This window comes from Alkalilimnicola sp. S0819, from assembly GCF_009295635.1.
GTDB lineage: Bacteria > Pseudomonadota > Gammaproteobacteria > Nitrococcales > WHIW01 > S0819.
This window is the reverse complement of the sequence record NZ_WHIW01000001.1, coordinates 25,127-46,617: the sequence shown is the minus strand read 5'-3', so window position 1 is coordinate 46,617 and position 21,491 is coordinate 25,127. Positions and strand designations below refer to the sequence as shown.

23 protein-coding genes and 1 tRNA gene are annotated in these 21,491 nt (G+C 67.5%); 6 read left to right on the top strand and 18 right to left on the bottom strand.

Annotated features, from left to right (window positions below; translation table 11 throughout):
• Positions 1–22 precede the first annotated feature (22 nt).
• The 4 genes from GBG68_RS00245 to GBG68_RS00230 are packed head-to-tail and all read right to left on the bottom strand — an operon-like array spanning position 23 to position 6,778.
• Entirely contained in the window at positions 23–1,231 is a 1,209-nt protein-coding gene (locus GBG68_RS00245; protein WP_152143901.1) for an HD domain-containing phosphohydrolase, read from the bottom strand.
• Positions 1,228–2,544 (bottom strand): hypothetical protein, encoded by a 1,317-nt coding sequence (locus GBG68_RS00240; protein WP_152143899.1) that lies wholly within the window; start codon positions 2,542–2,544, stop codon positions 1,228–1,230. Before GBG68_RS00240 ends, GBG68_RS00245 begins: the two co-directional genes overlap by 4 nt.
• Positions 2,544–3,977, bottom strand: coding sequence for a sensor histidine kinase (locus tag GBG68_RS00235; protein ID WP_152143897.1), 1,434 nt, complete (start codon positions 3,975–3,977; stop codon positions 2,544–2,546). The genes GBG68_RS00240 and GBG68_RS00235 overlap by 1 nt, the downstream gene beginning before the upstream one ends.
• Complete coding sequence (locus tag GBG68_RS00230; RefSeq protein WP_152765296.1) at positions 3,974–6,778, bottom strand: EAL domain-containing protein; 2,805 nt, start codon at positions 6,776–6,778, stop codon at positions 3,974–3,976. Before GBG68_RS00230 ends, GBG68_RS00235 begins: the two co-directional genes overlap by 4 nt.
• A 253-nt stretch (positions 6,779–7,031) precedes the next feature.
• Here GBG68_RS00230 and GBG68_RS00225 point away from each other — a divergent pair, with 253 nt between their 5' ends.
• A complete protein-coding gene (locus GBG68_RS00225; protein ID WP_152143892.1) occupies positions 7,032–7,280 on the top strand; it encodes a hypothetical protein in 249 nt (82 codons plus the stop codon).
• Between the two features lie 127 nt (positions 7,281–7,407).
• On the opposite strand, the gene GBG68_RS00220 is transcribed toward GBG68_RS00225, so the two are convergent.
• Positions 7,408–8,667, bottom strand: a complete 1,260-nt coding sequence (locus tag GBG68_RS00220) for a hypothetical protein (RefSeq protein ID WP_152143890.1) — start codon at positions 8,665–8,667, stop codon at positions 7,408–7,410.
• A gap of 144 nt (positions 8,668–8,811) precedes the next feature.
• On the opposite strand from GBG68_RS00220, the gene GBG68_RS00215 reads away from it, so the two are divergent.
• A complete protein-coding gene (locus tag GBG68_RS00215) occupies positions 8,812–9,015 on the top strand; it encodes a DUF6763 family protein (protein WP_152143888.1) in 204 nt (67 codons plus the stop codon).
• A gap of 46 nt (positions 9,016–9,061) precedes the next feature.
• On the opposite strand, the gene GBG68_RS14235 is transcribed toward GBG68_RS00215, so the two are convergent.
• The 6 genes from GBG68_RS14235 to GBG68_RS00185 all read right to left on the bottom strand — a co-directional run bounded on the left by GBG68_RS14235 (position 9,062) and on the right by GBG68_RS00185 (position 12,993).
• Positions 9,062–9,340 (bottom strand): YkgJ family cysteine cluster protein, encoded by a 279-nt coding sequence (locus GBG68_RS14235; RefSeq protein WP_226801474.1) that lies wholly within the window; start codon positions 9,338–9,340, stop codon positions 9,062–9,064.
• Complete coding sequence (gene gcvA / locus GBG68_RS00205; RefSeq protein WP_152143884.1) at positions 9,337–10,248, bottom strand: transcriptional regulator GcvA; 912 nt, start codon at positions 10,246–10,248, stop codon at positions 9,337–9,339. Before gcvA ends, GBG68_RS14235 begins: the two co-directional genes overlap by 4 nt.
• A gap of 230 nt (positions 10,249–10,478) precedes the next feature.
• Complete coding sequence (locus GBG68_RS00200) at positions 10,479–11,390, bottom strand: lambda-exonuclease family protein (RefSeq protein ID WP_152143882.1); 912 nt, start codon at positions 11,388–11,390, stop codon at positions 10,479–10,481.
• Positions 11,387–12,076: a hypothetical protein gene (locus GBG68_RS00195; protein ID WP_152143880.1), complete on the bottom strand. Its 690-nt coding sequence runs from the start codon at positions 12,074–12,076 to the stop codon at positions 11,387–11,389. Before GBG68_RS00195 ends, GBG68_RS00200 begins: the two co-directional genes overlap by 4 nt.
• A gap of 88 nt (positions 12,077–12,164) precedes the next feature.
• A complete protein-coding gene (gene ybaK / locus GBG68_RS00190; RefSeq protein ID WP_152143877.1) occupies positions 12,165–12,641 on the bottom strand; it encodes a Cys-tRNA(Pro) deacylase in 477 nt (158 codons plus the stop codon).
• A 139-nt stretch (positions 12,642–12,780) separates the two neighbouring features.
• Complete coding sequence (locus GBG68_RS00185; protein ID WP_152143875.1) at positions 12,781–12,993, bottom strand: cold-shock protein; 213 nt, start codon at positions 12,991–12,993, stop codon at positions 12,781–12,783.
• A gap of 312 nt (positions 12,994–13,305) precedes the next feature.
• Here GBG68_RS00185 and GBG68_RS00180 point away from each other — a divergent pair, with 312 nt between their 5' ends.
• A complete protein-coding gene (locus tag GBG68_RS00180) occupies positions 13,306–14,223 on the top strand; it encodes a glucosaminidase domain-containing protein (RefSeq protein WP_193222156.1) in 918 nt (305 codons plus the stop codon).
• Between the two features lie 13 nt (positions 14,224–14,236).
• Here the strand turns inward: GBG68_RS00180 and GBG68_RS00175 are convergent, their stop codons facing one another.
• Both GBG68_RS00175 and ilvA read right to left on the bottom strand, forming a co-directional pair.
• Positions 14,237–15,262 carry a polysaccharide deacetylase family protein gene (locus tag GBG68_RS00175; RefSeq protein ID WP_152143871.1) on the bottom strand — a complete coding sequence of 342 codons (1,026 nt, stop codon included), beginning with the start codon at positions 15,260–15,262 and terminating at the stop codon, positions 14,237–14,239.
• Positions 15,263–15,270: 8 nt separating this feature from the next.
• On the bottom strand, positions 15,271–16,785 hold the full coding sequence (gene ilvA, locus GBG68_RS00170; RefSeq protein WP_152143869.1) for a threonine ammonia-lyase, biosynthetic: 1,515 nt from the start codon (positions 16,783–16,785) through the stop codon (positions 15,271–15,273).
• A gap of 131 nt (positions 16,786–16,916) precedes the next feature.
• Here ilvA and rpiA point away from each other — a divergent pair, with 131 nt between their 5' ends.
• Complete coding sequence (rpiA, locus tag GBG68_RS00165) at positions 16,917–17,579, top strand: ribose-5-phosphate isomerase RpiA (RefSeq protein ID WP_152143867.1); 663 nt, start codon at positions 16,917–16,919, stop codon at positions 17,577–17,579.
• The gene (locus GBG68_RS00160) at positions 17,576–17,782 is read left to right on the top strand and encodes a DUF2905 domain-containing protein (RefSeq protein ID WP_193222155.1); all 207 of its coding nucleotides are present in this window, start codon (positions 17,576–17,578) and stop codon (positions 17,780–17,782) included. The genes rpiA and GBG68_RS00160 overlap by 4 nt, the downstream gene beginning before the upstream one ends.
• Before the next feature lie 246 nt (positions 17,783–18,028).
• Here the strand turns inward: GBG68_RS00160 and GBG68_RS00155 are convergent.
• The 3 genes from GBG68_RS00155 to rplM all read right to left on the bottom strand — a co-directional run bounded on the left by GBG68_RS00155 (position 18,029) and on the right by rplM (position 18,974).
• Positions 18,029–18,102: transfer RNA gene (locus tag GBG68_RS00155), tRNA-Gln, on the bottom strand.
• 18 nt (positions 18,103–18,120) lie between these two features.
• Positions 18,121–18,513 (bottom strand): 30S ribosomal protein S9, encoded by a 393-nt coding sequence (rpsI, locus tag GBG68_RS00150; protein WP_413463301.1) that lies wholly within the window; start codon positions 18,511–18,513, stop codon positions 18,121–18,123.
• A 26-nt stretch (positions 18,514–18,539) separates the two neighbouring features.
• A complete protein-coding gene (rplM, locus tag GBG68_RS00145) occupies positions 18,540–18,974 on the bottom strand; it encodes a 50S ribosomal protein L13 (protein WP_152143863.1) in 435 nt (144 codons plus the stop codon).
• 398 nt (positions 18,975–19,372) lie between these two features.
• Between rplM and coq7 the strand changes: the two genes are divergently transcribed.
• A complete protein-coding gene (gene coq7, locus GBG68_RS00140; RefSeq protein ID WP_152143860.1) occupies positions 19,373–20,020 on the top strand; it encodes a 2-polyprenyl-3-methyl-6-methoxy-1,4-benzoquinone monooxygenase in 648 nt (215 codons plus the stop codon).
• Positions 20,021–20,042: 22 nt separating this feature from the next.
• On the opposite strand, the gene speD is transcribed toward coq7, so the two are convergent.
• A complete protein-coding gene (gene speD, locus GBG68_RS00135) occupies positions 20,043–20,855 on the bottom strand; it encodes an adenosylmethionine decarboxylase (RefSeq protein ID WP_413463298.1) in 813 nt (270 codons plus the stop codon).
• A gap of 170 nt (positions 20,856–21,025) precedes the next feature.
• Entirely contained in the window at positions 21,026–21,436 is a 411-nt protein-coding gene (locus GBG68_RS00130) for an OsmC family protein (RefSeq protein WP_152143856.1), read from the bottom strand.
• Between the last annotated feature and the right edge of the window lie 55 nt (positions 21,437–21,491).

The window sequence follows — 21,491 nt, the reverse complement described above, 5'->3', positions numbered from 1 at the left end:
AACGAATTGCTCCCTGCTTTCCTCAGCGGTTCCGCGCCGGTTTCACCACCGCGCGCAGCCGACCACCATCCTGGGCCGCCAAAGCCCCGATGCGCTCGATCAGCGCTGCCGTGAGGCGATGGTCCGCGGGCACCAGCAGGATGCCGCCCCGGCTCACCAGATCCTCCGCCAGCACCATGCCCGGTTCCAGCTGCTCCAACGGCAAGCCGGCAGGCTCCGGCGCGCGGCTGCGCTGCTGCAGGCAGCGCAGGAAGGCATTGACCGCCCGGGGATCCAGCAGGCGACCGCGCTGGGTCTGCAGGTACTGGCGCGCCTCGGCCTCGCTCAGGCGCCGGGGCGCCAGGTAGCCGTACATGGCGGAATCGTAGGTGTCCACCACCGCCAGCACCCGCGCGGGCACGGGGATTTCCTCACCGGCCAGGCCGGCGGGGAAGCCCTTGCCATCGAAACGCTCATGATGCGCCTCGACAATGCGCGCCACCGCCGCCAGTGCCGGCGTGCCGCGCAGCACCTCCGCGCCGCGTTCGGGGTGGCGCTGAAATTCCGCCTGGATCGCCCCCTGCAAACGCAGCTGCGGGGTATTGCGGCATTCTTCAGTGAGGGATAGCTCGCCGAGCTCATGGGCCAGCGCCGCGGCCCGCAGTTCCTGCACCCGCGCCTCGCTCAATTTCAGGAAACGGGCGAACACCTGGACCAGGTCCGCCACCCGCCGCGCATGCCCGCTCTTGTGAACATCAAGCTTCGCCATACCCTCCAGCAGAGGCATGAACAGCGCCAGTTGCTCGTGCTCCTGCTCGCCTTGAAACTCCCCGGCGAGCCTCTCCCGCTCACCTTCCCGAGCCAACACCTCCACGCCGGCGCGCACAGTGGCCTGCAGCTCATCGCGGGACCAGGGCTTTTCCAGCAAGGCGAACACCCGGCCGCCGTTGATAGCCTTCAAACTGGTCTGGTAATCGCCATAGCCGGTGAGCAGGATGCGCAGCACCCGCGGATGGGCGTCGGCCACCCAGCTGAGGAAATCCACCCCTTCCTCACCGGGCATGCGCTGATCGCTGATCACCACATCCGGCGACCAGTTCTGCATCAGCGCCCGGGCCTGGGCGCCGCTGCCTGCCTCCTCCACCTCGAAATCCATCAACTCACGGCGCAGGGCGGCGCGCACCCCCGGCTCATCGTCCACGCAGAGCACCCGCAGCGGGCGTGCCCCCGCCGACTCGGCTGGCTGATTCATGCTTGCCCCCCCGTATCGGTGTCATCGGCCGGCGGCGAGAGCCCGGCCGGAGCCGCCTCCAGGCGCGCCTTGAGGTTCAGGTTCTCCGCCGCCAACGCATCCAGCTCGCTCTCCAGCGCCTGGATGCGGCCCTGCATATCGATGGCCTGGGCGGCGAAGCGATCAATGGTCTGCTCCAGCACCGTCGGGGCACTGTGCTCCTGTTCTTGCTGCTCCAGGCGGGCGAGCAGTTGCGAGGAGGCCCGCCGGGTCCGGGCCACCTCTTTCTCCAGCCCGTCGGCGTTGCGTTTCGCGGTCTCGGCGACGCGCTCCAGGTGGCGTACCTTCTGCTGATAGTAGGTTTTCAGCCGTTCTTCCCGCTCTTCGGCCTGGCCCACCCGCTCGCGCAGCTGCCTGATGAGCTCCCGCTGCCGGCTCAGGGAACGGCGCAGCAGGCCCTGGCGCGTACTCAGCCGCACCCCCGCGCCTTCCAGCACCTGGCGCTGGCGCTGGGTGCGATGGGCATCGCTCAGGCCGTTGGGGTCGGCCACGTGACGCAGAGCGAAGGGGGCGATGTCGGCGCGATCCAGATACTGATCCAGCGCACCGCGCTGCTCCTCGTAGGCCTGCAAGGGGGCGGCGACCGGCTGGCCGCCCTGCTCCCGCAGCCGATTACGCAGCACCTCGTTGGCCTTGCGCTCCTGCAGCACCTGCTCGTGCAGCGTATTGAAGCGCAGCTTGTAGGCGTCGAGCTCCGCCACCCGCTGCTTGAGCTGCTCCAGGCTCAGGTCCCGGCGCTGGAGCTTGCGCCGCAAGGTCTGTTCGGTTTCCCCGCCCTCCCGCCGGGCGTGCTCCAGCGCATCGCCCTGGCGGCGCTGCTGCATCGCCCACCATTGGCGTATGGCCTCCTCGCCGGTGACGAAACACTCCAGCAATTCCGTGGTGGCCTCGCCCCGAAGGCGCCATAAATCCCGCTGCGCCGCCGGGTTTTCCAGCAGGCGCTGCTCGCGGCGCAGAAACTCGTATCGCAGTTGCGCCACCAGTTGGTCCGGCGCATTGGGCGCGCGCAGCAGGGCAGCCGTATGCAGCACCTCGGGGCCAGCCTGGAAGCGGCTCTGATAAGACTGAACGGTCTGCCGCATGGCCGCGCGGATCTGCGCCAGATAGTCGCCGGCCCCCCTACGTCCTTGCCCCAGCTGCTCGTTCAGCGCCATTACCTGGCCGCGGGCCTTCCACCACAGCCGGCCTGTCACAACCAGTGCAAGCACCAGCAGCAGCACCAGCTCACCGAGCAGGGTGGCGATCACCGCCATGGCGTTCATGCCCTGGAACATCAGCGGCGGGCCTCCGACGACGCCCCTTGGCGCAGGGGCAGTCGCACCCGGAAGGTCGCACCGCCGCCGGGGGTCTCCAGCGCCTCGATGGTACCGCCGTGACCCTCGATGATCCCGTGGCTCACCGCCAGGCCGAGGCCCGTGCCCCGGCCCACCGGCTTGCTGGTGTAGAAAGGCTCGAAGATGCGGCTGCGTCGCTCCGGCGCGATGCCCCGACCATTGTCGGCGACCAGTACTTCCAGCTGCTCGCCCCCCAGCAAACGGGTGCTGATACGCACCTCGCCCTCGCCCTCCATGGACTGGGCGGCATTGACCAGCAGATTGACGAAGACCTGGGTGAGCTGGGTAGCCCGGCAGCTCAGCGGTGGCAACGGGGCGTAATCCGTTTCCACCCGCACATGGTATTTAAGCTCGTTCCAGGCCAGGCGCAGGGCGGATTCCAGCACGTCCTTCAGGTCCGCCTCGGCGAAGGCCTGTTCGCCGGCGTGGGCGAAGCCGCGCAGCCCGCGTACGATCTCCTCCACTCGGCGCAGACCGTCGTGGCAATCGGCCAACAGGGTGGGCAGGTCTTTGCGCGCCTGGCTCAGGCGGCGATCGTCCACTTCGGCGGGCACCGCCTGATCGAGCAAGGAGAGATAACGCTCCAGGGTGCCCAGGTTCGACTTCAGATACCCCACCGGGTTGTTGATTTCATGGGCGACACCGGCGGCCAGTTGCCCCAGGGAGGCCAGGCGTTCGGTGCGCACCAGATCCTCCTGCATGCGCTCCAGGCGCTGCTGCGCGGCCCGCAGCTCGGCGTTCTGGGCCGCCAGCGCCAGCTCGGTCTCCCGCTGCTCGCTGACATCCAGCACCACCGCGACACTGCCCTGGAGCACGTCCTGTTCGTCATACAGCGGGGTGATGGACGCCAGCAACCACAGCGCGCTGCCATCGGGGCGCAGCAGTTTCACCGGGTAGCGGCTGTCGCCCAGGCGCGCGGCCTTGTGCTCGGCGATACGCCGCAGCGTACGTTCGCGATCATCCGCGTCCAACACATCCATGACGCTGATGCGCATCAACTCCGCCACGTCCCGCCCCAACATCTGAGCCAGGCGGTCGTTGACGTAGCGGAACTGCGCCTCCGGCCCCAGCAGCGCCACCCCGGCAATGCTGTTCTCCACCAGCAGGCGGTAGATGTGCTCGCGCTTGGCCAGATTCCGCCGCGAGGCGGTCAGCCGGCGATTCAGCTGCCGGTAGCGCAAACTACCCAGCAGGACCAGGGCACACAGGCACAGCCCCAGCAGCAACAAGAGCCAATGCAGCGAAGCGCCCGGCAAGCCGGCCCATACACGCAGGGGCTCCGCGAACGTCTGCGCGCCCGCGAGCACGGGCAGACACAGCGGGATAAGCCCCGCCAGCGCTCGGCCCGGATGAGACATGGGGCTGCGCATCATGCCTCCAGCCTCTCCCGGTAACGCCGTGCCGCCCAGCGCAGCGCATCCTGCAGCTCATCCACGTCCCAGGGCTTGGTGAAGAAGCGGTGTATGGCCCCGGCGTTGACCGCATCGGACACGGTGCTCAGCTCCGCCTGGCCGGTTAGCATGATCCGCCCCACACCCGGGTAGTATTCACGCACCCGGCGCAGCAGTTCGATACCATTCATCCGGGGCATGCGGTAGTCACAGATGGCCGCCACCACATCGCCCTCGCGCGCCAGCAGGGCCAGCGCTTCCTCGCCGTCGCCGGCCAGCTCCACGTCGTAGCCGTGGAACATCAGCTCCCGGCGCAGCGCCGCGGCCACCTTGGGGTCGTCATCCACCACCAGCACCTTGGCCTCCACCTCGTCACGTCCGCCCGGATTGAAGCGGTCCTGCAACAAGACGGGGATGCGGGCCGGTGAGACCGGGCGGCTGAACAGAAAGCCCTGGAATTCGTCACAGCCCGCCCGGCGCAAGAATCCGCGCTGCTCGTCGGTCTCCACCCCTTCGGCCACGGTACGTGCTCCCAGGGCTTCGCACAGGGCGATGACGGTGCGCACGATGGAGCAATCACTGGCGCTGCCGGGCACCTCCCTGACGAAGGAGCGGTCGATTTTCAGATAATCGAGCGGAATGAGCTTGAGATATGCCAGCGAGGAATAGCCCGTGCCAAAGTCGTCCACGGCCAGGCGCACGCCGAGTCGTTTGAGGGCGCGCAGCACCCGCATGGCCTCCTTGGGGTCTTCCGCCAGGGCACTTTCCGTGACCTCCAGCTCCAGCACATGGGCAGGCAGCCCGTGGCGGGCCAGCAGACCCTCGACCCGTTCCACCAGCCTGGGCTCATGCAGCTGGCGCATGGACAGGTTCACGGCGATTCGATCCAGCACCAGCCCAAGGTCCTGCCATTCGCGGTACTGGCGCAGCGCTTCGCTCAGCACCCAGTCGCCGATCTCGACGATCAGCCCGGAGCGTTCGGCGATGGGAATGAATTCGCCGGGGCCGACTTCGCCCAGCTCCGCGGAATGCCAGCGCAGCAAGGCCTCCAGGCTGAGCACCTTGCCGGTGGTGGCGGAGAGGCGGGGCTGGTAGTGCAGCGTGAGCTCTTCGCGACGGAGCGCCTCGCGCAGCAGCGAGACCATCCGCAGCCGGGCCCGGCCTCCCTCGTCCAGGGCCTCGGAATAGATCTCCGCACGGTTGCCGCCGGCCTGCTTGGCCCGGTCCATGGCCGCTTCGGCGGCCTGGATCAGATCGCTGGGCTTGCGGCCATCATCCGGGGCACGCGCCACCCCCAGGCTGGCGGTGATGCTGAGCCGCTCGCCGCTCACCTCGAAGGGCGCATCGAGACGCGCCTGCAGGTCGGCCACGAAATTGGCCAGATCGCGCTGATGGGTCTCCGCCCCGCAGACCAGGGCGAACTTGTCCCCGTCCAGCCGGGCGACACTGCCGCCGGCACCCACCCAGGTCTGCAGGCGCTGGGCGGCTTCCCGGAGCACCGCGTCCCCGGCCTGATGGCCCAGACTGCCGTTCACCGCCTGGAAGCCGTCCAGGGCGATGCAGGCCAGCCACACATGACCATCCCGGCGCGCTTGGGCCTTCATCGCGGCGCTCAGCAAGGCCGGCAGGGTAGCGCGATTGTGCAGGCCGGTGAGCGGGTCATGGGTGCTGAGAAACGCCAGGCGGGCCTGGGCCTGTTTGTGTTCGCTGATGTCGCTGAATACCACCACCATCTGTGCGCGGCGCTCGCCCCCCAGCGGGCTGACCGCCACCCAGGCGGCGAAACTGCTGCCGTTCCGTCGCCGACCGGCCAGTTCCCCGGTCCAACTGCGCCCATCACGCAGAGCGGCGAACAGGCGGCGCAGTTCCCGGGCATTGGTGCTGCCGTAGCGCAGCAACCGGCGCACCGGCCGGCGCAGCAGCGCGCCACTTTCCACCCCGCACAGCCGCTCCGCGGCGAAGTTGGCCCGGCGAATGCGGCCAAGCCGGTCCACCACCAGCACGCCCTCGGCCATCGCTTCCAGCGCCCGATCCGCCTCGGCCAGCGCCGCCGCCTGCTCATGGCGGACGGTTTCGTCGGACAGGGTCATGACGTAATGCTCGGGACGACCTTGCTCATCGTGGAGCAGGCTGATGTGCGCGCTGAGCCAGCGCCGCTCGCCGCGGCGATTGCACAGTTCCAGCTCCACACCGGCGCAGCCGCGCAGCTCGTCGGTGCAACAGCCGCGATCCTGCAGCAGCGCGAGCACGGAGGCGGGCAGGGTCTCGTCCAGGAAGTGGCCTACCAGCGCCTCGGGCGCGACCGCCAGGGCTTCGGACAGGGCCCGGTTGGCGTACAGCCAGCGCCGGTCCAGATCGATCAGGCCGACGCCCACGGGCGCGCTGAAAAAGGTGCGCTCGACCCGGTCCCGTCCCCGCTCCAGGCTGATCCGGTAGCGGTCCTGCACCCGCAGGTGGCGCAGCACCAGCACGAAGATCAGCAGCGCCGCCAGTACCACATAGGCCAGGCCCTTGGCGGTCTGCAGCCAGGCCGTCTCCTTGACGCCCACCGGCAACATGGCCACCAGCTGGTCCGAGACCAGCAGCCAGACCAAGGACAGCGCCAGAAACCCCCCGGCCACACTGGCCGCCGCCTTGTACAGGCTGACCCTTTGTTGATATTCCTCCGACATCCCCCGCGCCTTCAGTTCTACGCTGCTTCGATCCCGCTTGACCGCGTTGTGGCCCACCAGCACATCCGACCGGGGCCGGGCATTGCCATGGCCCTTCAGCGGCAGATCCATCACGACGCGAGCTTCACGCCGGGCCGGCTGTGGCTGCCGTGCTCCTCGTCAATACGATAGCCCAACTGTGGACCAAATGCGGCGGAGGCGATGCCCGGGCCGCCGCCCCCGCCCACCCTGATTGGCGAACTCTTGAAGCAGTTCACGGTTCCCATGACCTGGCATTGCCATGATCCGGACACACCAGGTGCACGAGATCGTCACACGCGGCCCGTATGGTGGCTGCTCATCGAAGGGACGGAGCAAGGCACCGATGAACAACAAGAAGGAAGGCTTCATGTACGAGCGTACCCGGTCCGCCCTGCTGGGCTTTGTCTGCGCCTATCGCCGGCATACCGGCTCGCGCGTGTCCGAGACGGAGCTGCTGAGCGACAAGGAGCGCCTGCGGGAAGCCATGGAAGATGCCATCCGCCGGGATGTGCCGGAGCTCTATCGGGTGGCCGAGCACCTGGCCCTGGCGCTGCGGGCTGAACCGCTGCCTCGCCGGGCGCGAGCCGCTTAGCCCTGGCCGAAACCGGCGGCCCGAGGCGGGTCATGGAGCACGCTCCGTGCCGCGCATGACCGTGCTCACGCAGTTGGCGACGCAAGGATAGGCCCGATAGGCCGGAGCCTGCAAGATCCGGAACAGCTCAGCCAAAGAAGGTGAACTGCACCACCCAAACCGCGGGCATCATGAGCAGCCCGTAGGCCAGATTGCCGCGCAGCAGGTCGAGCGCCGGGATCCGATAGGCGGAATGCAACGCCAGGTTCAGCCCCGAGAGCGGACCGCAGGTCACGCCCAGGGCCCAGCTGGCGACGAAGGTCAACGCCAGCAGGTTCGGATCCGGCTCCAGGGGCGCCACCAGGGCTCCCAGCGCGGCGATGCTCACCACCGGATGCACCCCCACCAGCGCCACCAACCACATCAGCAACAGGCTCGCCGCCGCCATGGGTGGGCCAAAGGCCCCCACCGGCAGCTCATCGAACCACAGCGGCACCAGGGCGCCGAGCCCCGCCGCCAACACCCCCGCGGCGAGGAACAGGCCTAATTCGTTCACCATGCGCGGCACCCCCGTGCGCACATGCCGCCCCAGGGCCGTGGCCTGGCCGCGCAGCGCCAGCACCAGCGCGGCGAGCACGGGAGCGAGGGTGCTGACCAGCGCCAGCACGGAGAATGTCGGCCACAGCCCGTGGAGCACCAGCACCGCCAGGGCGAGCAGCCCCGGCAGCCACAGACTGCCGTAGTGCATGGGGAAGCCCTGAATGCTCTCGGCATGGCGGCGCAGCTGCCAATAGGTGCCCAGCAGGGCCAGGGCGGCCAGGGGGAGCCCGGCAAGCATTACCGCCGACAGGCGCGCTTCCGGCGCATAGGTGAGCGCGGCGGCCATGGCCGCGAAAAAGGGTGACCAGAAGGCGCAGGCCCCGAAGGCCCGGGTGAGGACCACTACCTGGTGGCTGCTCAGCCGCCCGCCATTGCGCATACGGTCGGCCATGATGAACACCGCGGGCAGATTGATCACCGCCCCGAACAGGTGCAGCCCCAGCAGGGTCGAACCCAGGGCGCGCCGCCCCCGGGGTGGGCGCTCGGCCGCGTCCGCGGCCGGCTCGCTGATCAGGCGCAGAAAGCTCACCGCGGTGAGCATGGCGATCAACAGGCTGTTGCCGGCCAGCGCCTGCTGCCACGGTACCGCCACACCGCCCCGCCACCCCGCCAGCAGCCCCAACAGGCCCAGAACCAGCAGAATCCCCGCCTGCCAACGCACCCTGGAGGCCAGATCCGGCAACAACAACAGCCCCGCCCCCCAGCCGGCCGCGCCGGCGAGCCAGCGGGGCAACAGTGGATAATAGGCATGCACGATGGCCAACAGCAGGGCCAGGGCCAGCAACAGGCCGGCGGCGGAACGTCGCATAGGGCGGTAGCGCATCCGGGATGGGTGGATGGAGCGGCCATTCTAGGCAGGCATCGCCGGGAAGTCATGGGCTCGCCCTTTCCCCCACCGTGCTCAAGGCCTATATAGAGGGCACAGTCTAGAGGGATTCCCGGGGATCTAGCCATGTCGATACACCGTGATCCGGTGCTGGGGCACTGGTATCTGGACGAACAAAACCGGCTGCTGGAAGTCACCGGCCTGTCGGGCCACCAGGGGCTGGTGGAATTCCGCTACCGCGATGGCCAGGTGCGGGAACTGCCGCTGGCGGAATGGGATGACATGAGCCTGTGCCCGGTGGAGGACCCGCCGGAGACGGAAGAAGAGTGAGATCGGGCCGCGGCCCCCGCCCCCACAACGGCATGGGGGCCGGGTTTCAGCGGGTGAGCTGCTCCAGGCGCGCCAGATACGCCAGCGCCTGCTCCCGGTCTTCGCCGCACATCGCCGGCTCGGGCTGCAACGCCCCACAGACCACCGGCCGCTCCGGCTGACCGAAGAGCCGGCAGCGGTAATGGTCATCCAACTGCACGCAAGGCACGCCGGCGGGCTTGCCCCGCGGGTGGCCGGGCATGGGGCTGCTGATGGACACGGCGATGCAGCAGGCGCCGCAGCCGGGCCGACAGTGCGCCTGCGCGCCCTCTCCCGGCCCGCTCACGACTCGCTCACCTGGGCGCGCAACCATTTCAGAAACGCCGCCACCTTGGGCTGCTCCTCCGCACCCGGTGGATACACCACGTGATAATCACCGCCGCCCGCGAGCACCAGATCGAAGGGGGCGACCAGCCGCCCGGCGCGCAGTTCCTCACCGATCAAGGCCATGTGCCCAAGCCCCACGCCGTGACCGGCCAGGGCCTCCTGCATCACCAGGTGCACATCGCTGAAGCGCGGGCCGCGCCGGCAATCCACCTGATGAGCCCCGGCCGCGTCCAGCCAGTCCTTCCAGGTCACCCTGAAACCCGCCAGCACCGCGCTCTCGTTATGCAAGAGGGTGTAATAGCGCAGATCCTCGGGGGAGCGCAGCGGGTGTTCGTTGGCCTCCAGCAGCCGCGGCGAGCAGATCGGCGTGACGCCGTCGCGCAACAGGAACTCGCTGCTCAAGCCCGGGAAATCGCCGCGGCCGTAGCGCACGGCCACATCCACCGTGTCTTCGTCGAAGGCCACGGGGCGCATCTGGGTAGCGATGCGCACGTCCAGCTCCGGGTGTTCGGAGGCGAAGCGCCACAGGCGCGGCGCCAGAAACAGGGAGGCGAAACCGGGTGTAACGCCCACGCTGAGGATGCTGCTGTGGCCCAGGCGACGCACCGACTGGGTGGCATCGGCCAGGCGATCCAGCACTTCGCTGACCCGCGGCAGATAGCTGCGGCCCGCCGGCGTAAGCGCCAGCCCCCGGGCCTTGCGCTCAAACAACTGCACACCCAGCCAATGCTCCAGGGCCCGCACCTGTTGGCTCACCGCCGCGGGCGTGACGAACAGTTCTTCGGCGCCACGGCTGAAGCTTTCGTGGCGGCCCGCGGCCTCGAAGGCACGCACGGCATTGAGTGGCGGCAAACGGCGCGGCGACATGGTTTAGCTTTTCTACCCCTCAGCCCTAGAATTTCCTGTTTGCCCTATCGGCCCAGAAAATATAAATTTTGACCCTGACAGGCGAGGACAGCGCCAAATCGACATTCTCGGCAATCTGATGAATCCGTCATCGTAGCTGAGCGATTGGGCCGCTACCATCCTCTGCCTCTCTCCCCGGCATTTCTGCGATGCTTTGGCGACCATCCCCTGGTCGCCTTTTTTTTGCCCGCTCAATCCTGCTCACTGATACGGTAACGCCAGCTCCCGGGCTTTCGAAAAGGCTCCAGATCCATCGATGGATCAAGCTCTTGTGCCAGTCTGCCCCAGTCTAGCGCACCCTTCTGCCAATGGCGCGTCACCCGCAACCCAGCTCCCACCGTGCTGCGATCACCCGCCTGCCCCAGTAACGCCCGCCTGGCCTCTTGCTCCGCCTGGCGCGCCTGATCCAGCCAATGACGCGCCTCTTTCCAACGGCTCACCGCATCGCGCCAGGCCCGATCGTCGCGCCGGCGCGCATCCCCCTCCAGCGGTGGCGGTGGCTCATCCGCATCCAGCCAGGGAAAGAAATCGGCCCAGGCCTGCTCAAGTCTGGCTTGGGCTTGTTCGTCGGCAAGCACCGGGCACTCCACCATGTCGACGATGCGCCCGCCCTCCGCGTGAAACACGGCAAAACGCGCCCGCTCCGCGCCGGCGCAGTAGAGCTGTTGCTGCACCTGCCACCAGTAATGCTCGGGTGGCCGTCCCTCCCCGGCGACCTGTGCCCAGGTGGCCGAAGCGGCGCCGTGTACGGGGCATTTGATCTCGACCAGCTCCCGCTCGTCGAAGCGGAGGCCATCCAGCGACGCGGACAGCCGGCCGCGCACCCGCAGCTGGGGCTCGTAGACCGTGTCACTCAGCGCCTCCAGCCAGGCCCGAGCCCGGGGCTCCAGGCGCAGGCCCCGGCGCATGGCCGGACTGACGGTCACCCGCCGGCGGCCGGTCTTCAGCTCCCACAGCTCAAGCGGTGTGCGGGGGAACCAGGGCGAACAGCCGAGCAGTGCGGGCAACTCCGAGGCATTGCCCCGCCCCGCGCGGTGAGCATGCCATTCGGCGCTGCCCTGGACTTGGGCGGGGAAAGGAATCACGGCGCGGGGACGGCTCATGGCGCGTGCTCCTTTTTCTCCAGCATGCGCCTGGCGCGCTCGAAATCCGCCGCGGGCAGATCGGCCAGATCATCCACCTTGAAGAAACGCCGGAAGCGGATGGCGTCGGTGCCGGTGCGCTGGATCAACTCCTTCAGCCGCTCGCGCTGTTCGGGGCTGAGTTTGGGTGCCTGACGCCGCGCCTCGGCCACCGCCCGGTCGCGAAATTCCGCGCTCAGCGCCTGCACGTACTTGTTGTCATCGTAGCGACCCAGATAGATGTCGGCGGAGAAGCCCAGCAGTGACAGACACTTGCTCATGGCATCGGTGAGGGACTTCTTCGGGGCTTCCTCATCGGTGAAGAGCCCGTACTTGTTGCGCCCCAAAAAGACAGTCTGACCGAACTGGGTCAGCTCGCCCCGCTGCCCCTGCCAGTGGTACCAGAGTTGTACTCGCACCCGATGAATCAATTCATGGGTGCCGCGCTCATCCAGGGGCGCGCCCTGCATCAACTGCTCGTCGATGATCTCCAGGCCCCAGCCTATGCCCATGGGCCCGAACACTTCGGTGGCCCGCCGCGCGAGCCAGGTAGCGTTGGTGGCGGTGCCCTTGAAGCCGCCGCCGCGATTGAAAGGCTTGGTGTACTGCGGGTCGGTCTTCTCCACCTGCTCCCACAGCTCCAGTGTGCCTGTCCCGGGGACCGTCATGTTCCGCTCCTCGCCGCTGCGACGCCCAGTACTGGTAATTAAGACCGGCCGGGAGGGGGATGGTTCTGTATTTACAACATGATGTGAGCTATTTCGCCGCGCGAGCGATGGCGCCGATACGGGCCCCGCTGAGCCGCTGCAGATCCGTCGGCGCCAGCGCAAGCTCCAGGCCCCGGCGCCCGCCGCTGACGTAGATCACCGGCCAGGCATCGGCGCTGCGATCCAGCACCATGCTCAAACGCTTGCGCTGGCCCAGCGGACTGATGCCCCCGACCACATAGCCGGTGGCCCGCTCGGCCTGGAGCAGCTCGGCCATGACCGCCTTGCGGGCGCCCAGCGCCGCGGCCAGCGCCTTCAGATCCAGGCTCGCCGTGACCGGCACGATGCCCACCGCCAGACGGCCATCATCCAGCTGCGCCACCAGCGTCTTGAACACCTGTTCCGGGGCCAGCCCCAGCGCCTCGGCCGCCTCCAGACCGTAGGAGACCGCGGCCGGATCATGGGTGTAGCTCAAGAGCTCGAAGGATATGCCTGCACGCTTCAGCGCGCTCACTGCGGGGGTCATGGCTGCCACCTGCTCCGCGGGTCGATGCCGCTGGGCTGAAGCAGGAACTATATAAGGTGGGTGAGATGAGGAGAACCCTGCGCCGGGCCGTGGTATCGGGGCGGGGCGGCGCGGCGCACCGCCCCGATACCACAGGCGCTTACTGCAGGCGGGCCACGTCGTCCGCCTGCAGCCCCTTGCGCCCGGGGATCACGGCAAACTCGACGCGCTGACCTTCGTCCAGGCTGCGAAAGCCGTCACCGCGAATGGAACGGAAGTGCACGAACACGTCCTCCCCCGCTTCGCGCTGAATAAAGCCGTAACCCTTGGCATTGTCGAACCACTTAACGGTACCGTTCTCGCGTGCTGTCATGTCAATTGATTCCTATCGATGTCATAAGCAGCGCTCCGTGCCTGCACGGAACTCCCCGCATTCCCCGCGCCGCCCCCCGCGCCGCCCGCTCGCGCGTCGGCCCGGCGCGAACGGGCGATGTGCTGCTGTAGCACCGCCCGACACACCCGCCACCGGCACGCCTGCCGGGCTCGTTCACACGGTGAGCCGAGGAATTGTCACGGAGGCCAACGCCCCCGTGTACCTTCGTAAGGGCCAGAAACGGTGAAAACAAGCGCCGGTCTGAACTGTGGTGCTGGCCGGCGTTACGCTTTCCATGGCATGGTTTCGGGCATGAAACACACTGACAATTCACCCCGCGAAACACCCGCCTGGCGCGTGGCCTTGGAGGCCCTGCCCCTCACCCTGCTGATCGTCGGCCTGCTGCTGTGGGCCCCGCTGCCCGAGATCGGCGAGCCCGGCGAGGGCGAGCTGCGCCCCCTGCGGGTCAGCCACGCGCGGGAGCTGGGTGAGCACTACGCCGCACTGGACTATCAGTGGCCCCCCGCCGGCGCGGTGCCGCGCCTGGCGCTGGAGCGCCTTCCCCGGGGGCTGGGAGCGCAGCCGGTAGCGCTGAAGAAGAGCCTGTTCTTCCGCGCCCTGCTACCACTGGCGCTGGCGGAGAACGAACGCCTTGCGCAGCAGCGGCGCTGGCTGGTCGCTCTGAAACGTCGCGGCGGGCCGCTCGATGAACAGGAGGCGACACGCCTGCGACGCCTGGCCAGCCGTTATGGTGTCGGCGGCACGGGCGAGGGGCGCCCCCCGTCGCTGGACGCCTTGCTGCGCCGGGTGGACCAGGTGCCGGTGGCACTGGTGCTGGCCCAGGCCGCCAACGAGAGCGGCTGGGGCACCTCGCGTTTCGCCCGGGAGGCGAACAACCTCTTCGGGGAATGGACCTGGGACCAAAGTCAGGGACTCGTGCCGCGCCAGCGGGCCGCGGGCAAGACGCACCTGGTGCGGGTCTTCCCGGATCTGCGCGCTTCGGTGCGCGGCTACATGCACAACCTCAACAGCGGCGGGGCCTACCGGGAGCTGCGCGCGCTGCGCGCGCAGATGCGCGCCCGTGGCGAAGAGCCGGACGCGCTGGTGCTCGCCCGGGGCCTGCTGCGCTACTCCGAGCGTGGCGAGGCCTATGTGGCGGAGATTCAGGCGATGATCCGCGGCAATCGGCTGCACCGTCTGGGCAGCCTGGCGCTGGCCCCCGGGCGCTAGCCCGCGTGATGGTTCAGTCCCAGCCGCCCGGCACCAACCAGGGGTGGCTGTACCAGTACCAGCGCCCCTCGCCGGCGGGCGCGGTGCAGTTGTAACGGCTGCGCCCCGGCGGCAGGCGCGCCGGCCCCATGACCCGAACCCGCCGCCCCTCGGCCCCTTGCAGGCGCAGGCGCTCGCCCCGGTAGTAACAACTCAGACCCGATACCGGCGCGTCCAGGCGCAGTTCCAGCACCGGCGCCTCGCCAGCCTCACCCAGCAAGGGGTTCCAGGGATGGACCGCTCGCAGCGGCAGCGGCCGGCTGGCGAGCTTCAGGGCGAATTCGTCGGGATCGGCATAGGCTTCGGCGATGGGGTACCGGGGCAGGGCTCGTGGGTCACTGCGCAAACCCAGGGCGCCGGAATGCTGGCCGAAGGCGAGGTAACCGCGCGCCGCCAGCCACTCGGCCAGGGGCCGGTCGTAGTCCCCGTAGGGGTAAGCGAAAAGCCGTGCGCCATTCACCCGCGGCCCGAGCTCTTCCCGAAGTCGGCGCTCGGCCCGCTGAATATCGGCCTGTACTCGTGCGCGCCAATCCGGCTCGGACTCGCCCGCCAGACGCCGCACCAGGTGCGCGTGGCTGGCGCTGTGATTGGCCAGCGCCACGCCCGCCTCGTGCAACTCGCGCAACTGGGGCCAGCTCATGTAGCCCCGCAGCCCCTGATCCACCGGATCGGTGCTGACGAAGACCGTGAAAGGCCAGCCCCGGGAGCGCAACCGCGGGAAGGCTTCGTGATAGACCGAGGCGTAGGCGTCATCCACGGTGATGGCCAGCACCCGGTCCGGCAACTCGCGCCCCTCCCGCAGGTGCTCGGCGATACGGGCCAGCGGCCAGACCCGATAGCCCGCCGAGGCGATGTACTCCAGCTGCTGCTCGAACTGCGCCAGGCGGATGTTGGTGGCGGGCAGCTCGTCCTCACCGAAGCGGTGGTACATCAGCACCACCGCCGCCCCGGCCTGGCCGGCGCACAGCAGCAGCGTCACAAGAAAGAGCAGCCCACGCATGGCCAGGCTCAACTCAGGAACAGGCGGTAGGCTTCATTGAAGGTTTCCTCCGCGTGGCCGTAGCCCAGTTTGTCGAGGAACTGATCGAAACGATCCCGCTGCACCTTCGGCACCTGTATGCCCACCAGCACCCGCCCGTAGGCCGCGCCGTGACTGCGGTAATGGAACATGGAGATGTTCCAGCGGGTGCCCAGGCGGGTGAGGAAGCTGAGCAGCGCGCCGGGGCGCTCGGGGAACTCGAAGCGGAAGACGATCTCATCGGGCACCTTGTTGCCGCGCCCGCCCACCATGTGGCGCACGTGCACCTTGGCCATCTCGTCCTCGGTGAGATCCAGCACCGGGTAGCCCTGCTCGCGCAGCTCCGCCACCAGCGCGGCGCGCTCCTCGGCACCGTCGCTGAGGGCGATGCCGGCAAAGACATGGGCGCTGCTGGGGTCGGCGTAGCGGTAATTGAATTCCGTCACCCCCCGCTTGCCGAGTGTGCGACACAACTGACGGAAACTGCCCGGGCGCTCGGGGATGGTCACGGCCAGCACGGCTTCCCGGTGCTCGCCCACCTCGGCCCGCTCGGCCACGTGGGCGAGACGGCCGAAATTCATGTTGGCGCCACTATTGATGGCGATGAGGTTTTCGCCGGCGAGGCCCTCGCGCTCCACGTATTTCTTCATCCCCGCCACGGCCAGGGCACCGGCCGGCTCCATGATGGAGCGGGTATCGTCGAAGATGTCCTTGATGGCGGCACAGATCTCGTCGGTGCTCACCAGCACCACCTCGTCCACCAGTTTGCGGGCGATGCGGAAGGGCTCCTTGCCGATCTGGCGCACCGCCACCCCGTCGGCGAACAGTCCCACCTGTTCCAGGGTCACCCGGCGCCCTGCCTTCATGGCCGCATGCAGGGTGGGGGCATCCTCCGGCTCCACGCCGATGATGCGAATCTCCGGGCGCAGCTGCTTGAGGTAGGCCGCCACCCCGGCGATCAGCCCGCCGCCGCCCACGGGCACGAACACGGCATGCGCGTCCCGCTGATGCTGGCGCAGGATTTCCATGCCCACCGTCCCCTGGCCGGCGATCACGTCCGGATCGTCGTAGGGCGGGATGTAGGTCATGCCCTTCTCCACCACCAGGCGCTGGGCGTGGGCGGAGGCCTCGTCGTAACTGTCGCCGTGCAACACCACCCGGCCGCCCCGACGACGCACCGCGTCCACCTTGATCTGCGGCGTGGTGCGGGGCATGACGATGATGGCCTTGACCCCCAGCCGCGACGCGGAAAGCGCCACGCCCTGGGCATGGTTGCCGGCGGAGGCGCTGATCACGCCCCGCTCCAGCTGCTCGGCGCCGAGTTGGGCGATCTTGTTGTAGGCACCGCGGATCTTGAACGAGAACACCGGTTGCAGGTCCTCGCGCTTCAAGAACACGCGATTACCCAGTCGCTCGCTCAGCGCCGGCGCCGGATCCAGCGGGGTTTCTTCGGCCACGTCGTAGACGCAGGCGGTGAGTATCTTCTGCAGGTAAGGCTTGGTCATGTATCTGCCTTATGGGAGTGCGCGAACAGTGTAAGGAATGGCTCCGGGCTTATAAAGTACGGCTCCAGGGAATAGAAGAGCGTCTCCCTAACCCCTATCATTGGCCACAGCCATTCACAGCAGGAGCGAGCATGACCCAGGATCAGGCCAAACAGGCGGCCGCCGAGGCGGCGCTGGAATACGTCCGCGAGGACAGCATCGTCGGGGTGGGCACGGGCTCCACGGTGAATTACTTCATCGATGCGCTGGCGGGGATGCGGCATCGCATCGCCGGCGCCGTGTCCAGCTCCGAGGCCTCCACCGCGCGACTCAAGGGCCATGGTATCCAGGTGCTGGACCTGAACGCCGCCGACCGGGTGCCGCTGTACGTGGATGGCGCCGATGAGGCCAACCGTTTTCTGCAACTGATCAAGGGCGGCGGCGGCGCGCTCACCCGCGAGAAGATCGTCGCCGCGGTGGCCGACACCTTCGTATGTATCGCCGATGAATCCAAGCAGGTGGATATCCTCGGTGAATTCCCCCTGCCGGTGGAAGTCATCCCCATGGCCCGCAGCCTGGTGGCCCGGCAGCTGGTGAAGCTGGGTGGGCGGCCGCAATTGCGCGAGGGTTTCACCACCGACAACGGCAATATCATCCTGGATGTGCGGGGCCTGAGCATCAAGGAGCCGATCAAGCTCGAGCAGGCGATCAACAACATCCCCGGGGTGGTGACCAACGGCTTGTTCGCGCTGCGCGGCGCCGATGTGCTGCTGCTGGGCGGCGAGCAGGGGGTGCGCAAGCTCACGGCACAATGAACCTGCAAAAGTGGCTGATCATCGCCGGGCTGGCGCTGCTCGTCGCCGGCCCGCTCTGGCCCTGGCTGAGCAAACTCGGACTGGGGCGCCTGCCCGGTGATATCGCCGTACGCCGGGAAGGCCTCGGCTTCTACTTCCCCCTCACCACGTCGATCCTGATCAGCCTGGTGGTGACACTGCTGCTCTGGCTGTTCCGCAAGTAGTCCGCGATCGCAGCGGCAGATAAATCTCGCCGCTCACAGCACGCCCGACCGGGCTCTGGCCGGCCCGGTAGTGCGGCCAGCGATCTGGCAGCCCCGCTCCCGCAAAGCCTGCCGCGGCGCCGAGGTCTCCATGCCCCGGTGCGGGGGCGCCCAGGCCAATGCGCCTAACCGGCGCCAGCTGGCCCTCCCCGCATACACCCAGACAAAAAGAAGGGGTTACGCTTTCGCGTAACCCCTTCTTCATGTTGGCTGGGGGACTAGGATTCGAACCTAGGTTGACGGAGTCAGAGTCCGTAGTCCTGCCGCTAGACGATCCCCCAAGCGAACCGTGAAGCGCTTTAACGCTTCGAGAACTGCGTGGCGCGGCGGGCTTTGTGCAGACCCACTTTCTTGCGCTCGACGGCGCGAGCGTCACGGGTCACGAAGCCGGCCTTGCGCAGGGTACCGCGCAGCTCTTCGTCATAGTCCATCAGCGCACGGGTGATACCGTGGCGAATGGCACCGGCCTGGCCGGTGGTGCCGCCGCCGCTGACGGTGATCTTGATATCGAAACGCTCGACCGCGTCCACCAGCTCCAGGGGCTGGCGAACCACCATTCGAGCGGTCTCGCGACCGAAGTACTGTTCCAGGGTACGGCCATTAACCGTAATATTGCCGCTGCCGGCTTTCAAGAACACCCGCGCCGCGGAAGTCTTGCGTCGACCGGTACCGTAGTTTTGCTCTGCCATGATCAGTCCGCTGCCCGTCTGATTGGATCTTAGGCTTCAATCTCAAGAGGCTTGGGCTGCTGCGCGGCATGCTGATGCTGCCCGCCTGCGTACACCTTGAGCTTCTTGAACATTGCCCGACCGAGTTTGTTCTTCGGCAACATGCCCTTCACGGCGGTCTCGAGGACGCGCTCGGGGGCCTTGTCGATCAGCTTCTCGAAGCTGATGCTCTTCATGTTACCGACATAACCGGTGTGGTGGTAATACATCTTGTCGCTGGTCTTGCGACCGGTGACCTTCACCTTCTCGGCGTTGACCACGACGATATAGTCACCGGTATCCACATGCGGGGTGTACTCGGCCTTGTGCTTGCCGCGCAGACGCCGGGCAATCTCGGTGGAAAGCCGACCCAGGGTCTTGTCCGTGGCATCGACCAGGTACCAGTCTCGCTGTACCTCGGCCGGTTTGGCGCTGAAGGTCTTCATCTAACCTGTCTCCGAAGCTGTCGCCCCCGTAAGAAGGGCCGGAATAGTACCTAATCGATTCGGCACATACAACCCATCCGCGCGGTGCACTACCAGGAAGACCCCGTGGGTCTCTTCCCAAAAAAAAAGCGCGGTTTGGGAAACCGCGCTGAATATAACACCAAAGGAGGATGGAGGAGATGTGTCAGGGAAACTTTTGGTCTCCCCGAAGCACGAGGCCATTATTCTATGTTGCGACCGCACATGTCAAGCGGTTCATGTTTACTTTTTGGCTACAGGGCGGGCCCGCCGAAGGTGCTGCGGCGCAACACCGCGCGGAACGCTGGGCGTCGCTTCACCGCAGGTGGGCGATGACCCTAGAATAGAAGGCCAAACGCGCCAACCGGGAGCCCCCAACCATGACCAGCCGCCACTACAGTCCCGCCGATCGCTTTCTGCTGCATCTGGACCAGGCGCTGCGCACTGTGTTCGGCGCGCCGCAGGGCACGGGGCGGAGCAATCCGGCGCAGCAGTTCACCGAGGCCGAGACACTGAGCGAGGCGCAGCGCCGGGACGCCATGCGCTTGATGCGGGTGAACCACAGCGGCGAGGTCTGCGCCCAGGCGCTGTACCAGGGCCAGGCGCTCACGGCCCGCAGCCAGGCCGTGCGCGAGGCGATGACCGAGGCGGCGACGGAGGAGAACGACCACCTGGACTGGTGCGAGCAACGCATCCGCCAGCTGGATGGCCGGGTCAGCCGGCTCAATCCGTTCTTCTACATCGGCTCCCTGGCGCTGGGGGCGGGCGCCGGGCTGGTGGGCGACAAATGGAGCCTGGGTTTTCTGGCGGAGACCGAGCGACAGGTGGTGCGCCACCTGGAGGGGCACCTGGCGCGCCTGCCCGAAGCGGACCGGCGCAGCCGTGCCGTGGTGGAGCAGATGAAAGAGGACGAGGCTCGCCACGCCGGCCAGGCGGTGAGCGCCGGCGCCGCGACTCTGCCGGCGCCGGTGACGCGGGCCATGGGCCTCGCTTCCCGCGTGATGACCGGCACGACCTATTACCTGTGAGAAAGGGTCGGCGGCTGCCCGATCAGACTTCCTGATCGGGCTCCATGTTGCGCCCGTAGAAGATCTCGAACATCTCCCGGCGCAGGTGGCGTCGGATCTCCTCCTTCTCCTCCAGACCGAAGCTCTCCGAGGACTCCCCGAACAGGTAATTGTCCAGGTCCAGGTCCTTCAGCATCATCTTGGTGTGGAACAGATGCTCCTGGTAGACGTTCACGTCGATCATCTGGTAGCGCTGCTTGGTGTCCTCGCTCAGGTAGTTCTGAATCGAGTTGATCTCGTGATCGATGAAGTGCTTGCGCCCTTCCACGTCACGGGTGAAGCCGCGCACCCGGTAGTCCATGGTGACGATGTCGGAATCGAAGGAGTGAATCAGGTAGTTCAGCGCCGTCAGCGGTGAGATGACGCCGCAGGTGGAGACGTCGATATCCGCCCGGAAGGTGCTCACGCCATGGTCCGGATGACTCTCCGGATAGGTGTGCACGGTGATATGGCTCTTGTCCAGGTGCGCCAACACGGTGTCGGGCAAGGGCCCGGGCGCCGGCTCGTCCTCCACCCGGTCGCTGTCCAGCACCTCTTCCTCGGCGATCAGCATGGTCACGCTCGCGCCCTGGGGCTCGTAGTCCTGGCGGGCGATGTTGAGAATGTTGGCGCCGATGATGTCCGCCACCTGGGTGAGAATCTGGGTCAGGCGCTCGGCGTTGTAGACCTCGTCGATGTACGAGATGTACGCGTGGCGCTGCTCCGCGTTCTTGGCGTAACAGACATCATAGATGTTGAAGCTCAGCGACTTGGTCAGATTGTTGAAGCCGTGGAGCTTGAGCTTGGACTGTTGCAACTGGCGGGCCTCCATGCAACGGGTTGAGCTCGGGGTCGGCGACCCGGCGAGGCGCGCAATTATGCACGAATTGGCCGACGGTTCCAGCCCGCCGGCCCTCGGTCGACCACCCGCGGGCCGGGGGCGAAACCCCCGACATCAAACCGCGACCGCCCCGACGGGCAGGCCCCTCAAACCAGCTCGTAGCTGTGGGTCAGATCGGCAGCCTTGGCCAGCATCAGCGAGGCGGAGCAGTACTTCTCGGCGGACAATTCCACCGCCCGCTTCACCGCCGCCTCGCTGAGGCCCTCGCCGCTGACCTTGTAGTGCAGATGAATCCGGGTGAAGACCTTGGGCGCTTGTTCGGCGCGGGCCGCCTCGATCTCCACCACGCAGTCGCTCACCGGATGGCGGCCGCGCTGGAGGATGAACACCACGTCGAAGGCCGTGCACCCACCCAGGCCGAGCAGCAGCATTTCCATGGGCCGCACGCCCCGGTCCTGACCACCGGCATCCGGTGGGCCGTCCATGAGTACCTTGTGGCCACTGCCCGCGGTGCCCTCGAAGGCCACATTGTCCAGCCACTTCACCGTTGCGCGCATCGCCACCTCCGTGCCCCCTGGAAAAACAAAAGGGGGTCGGCCGGCTTGCTTGAAC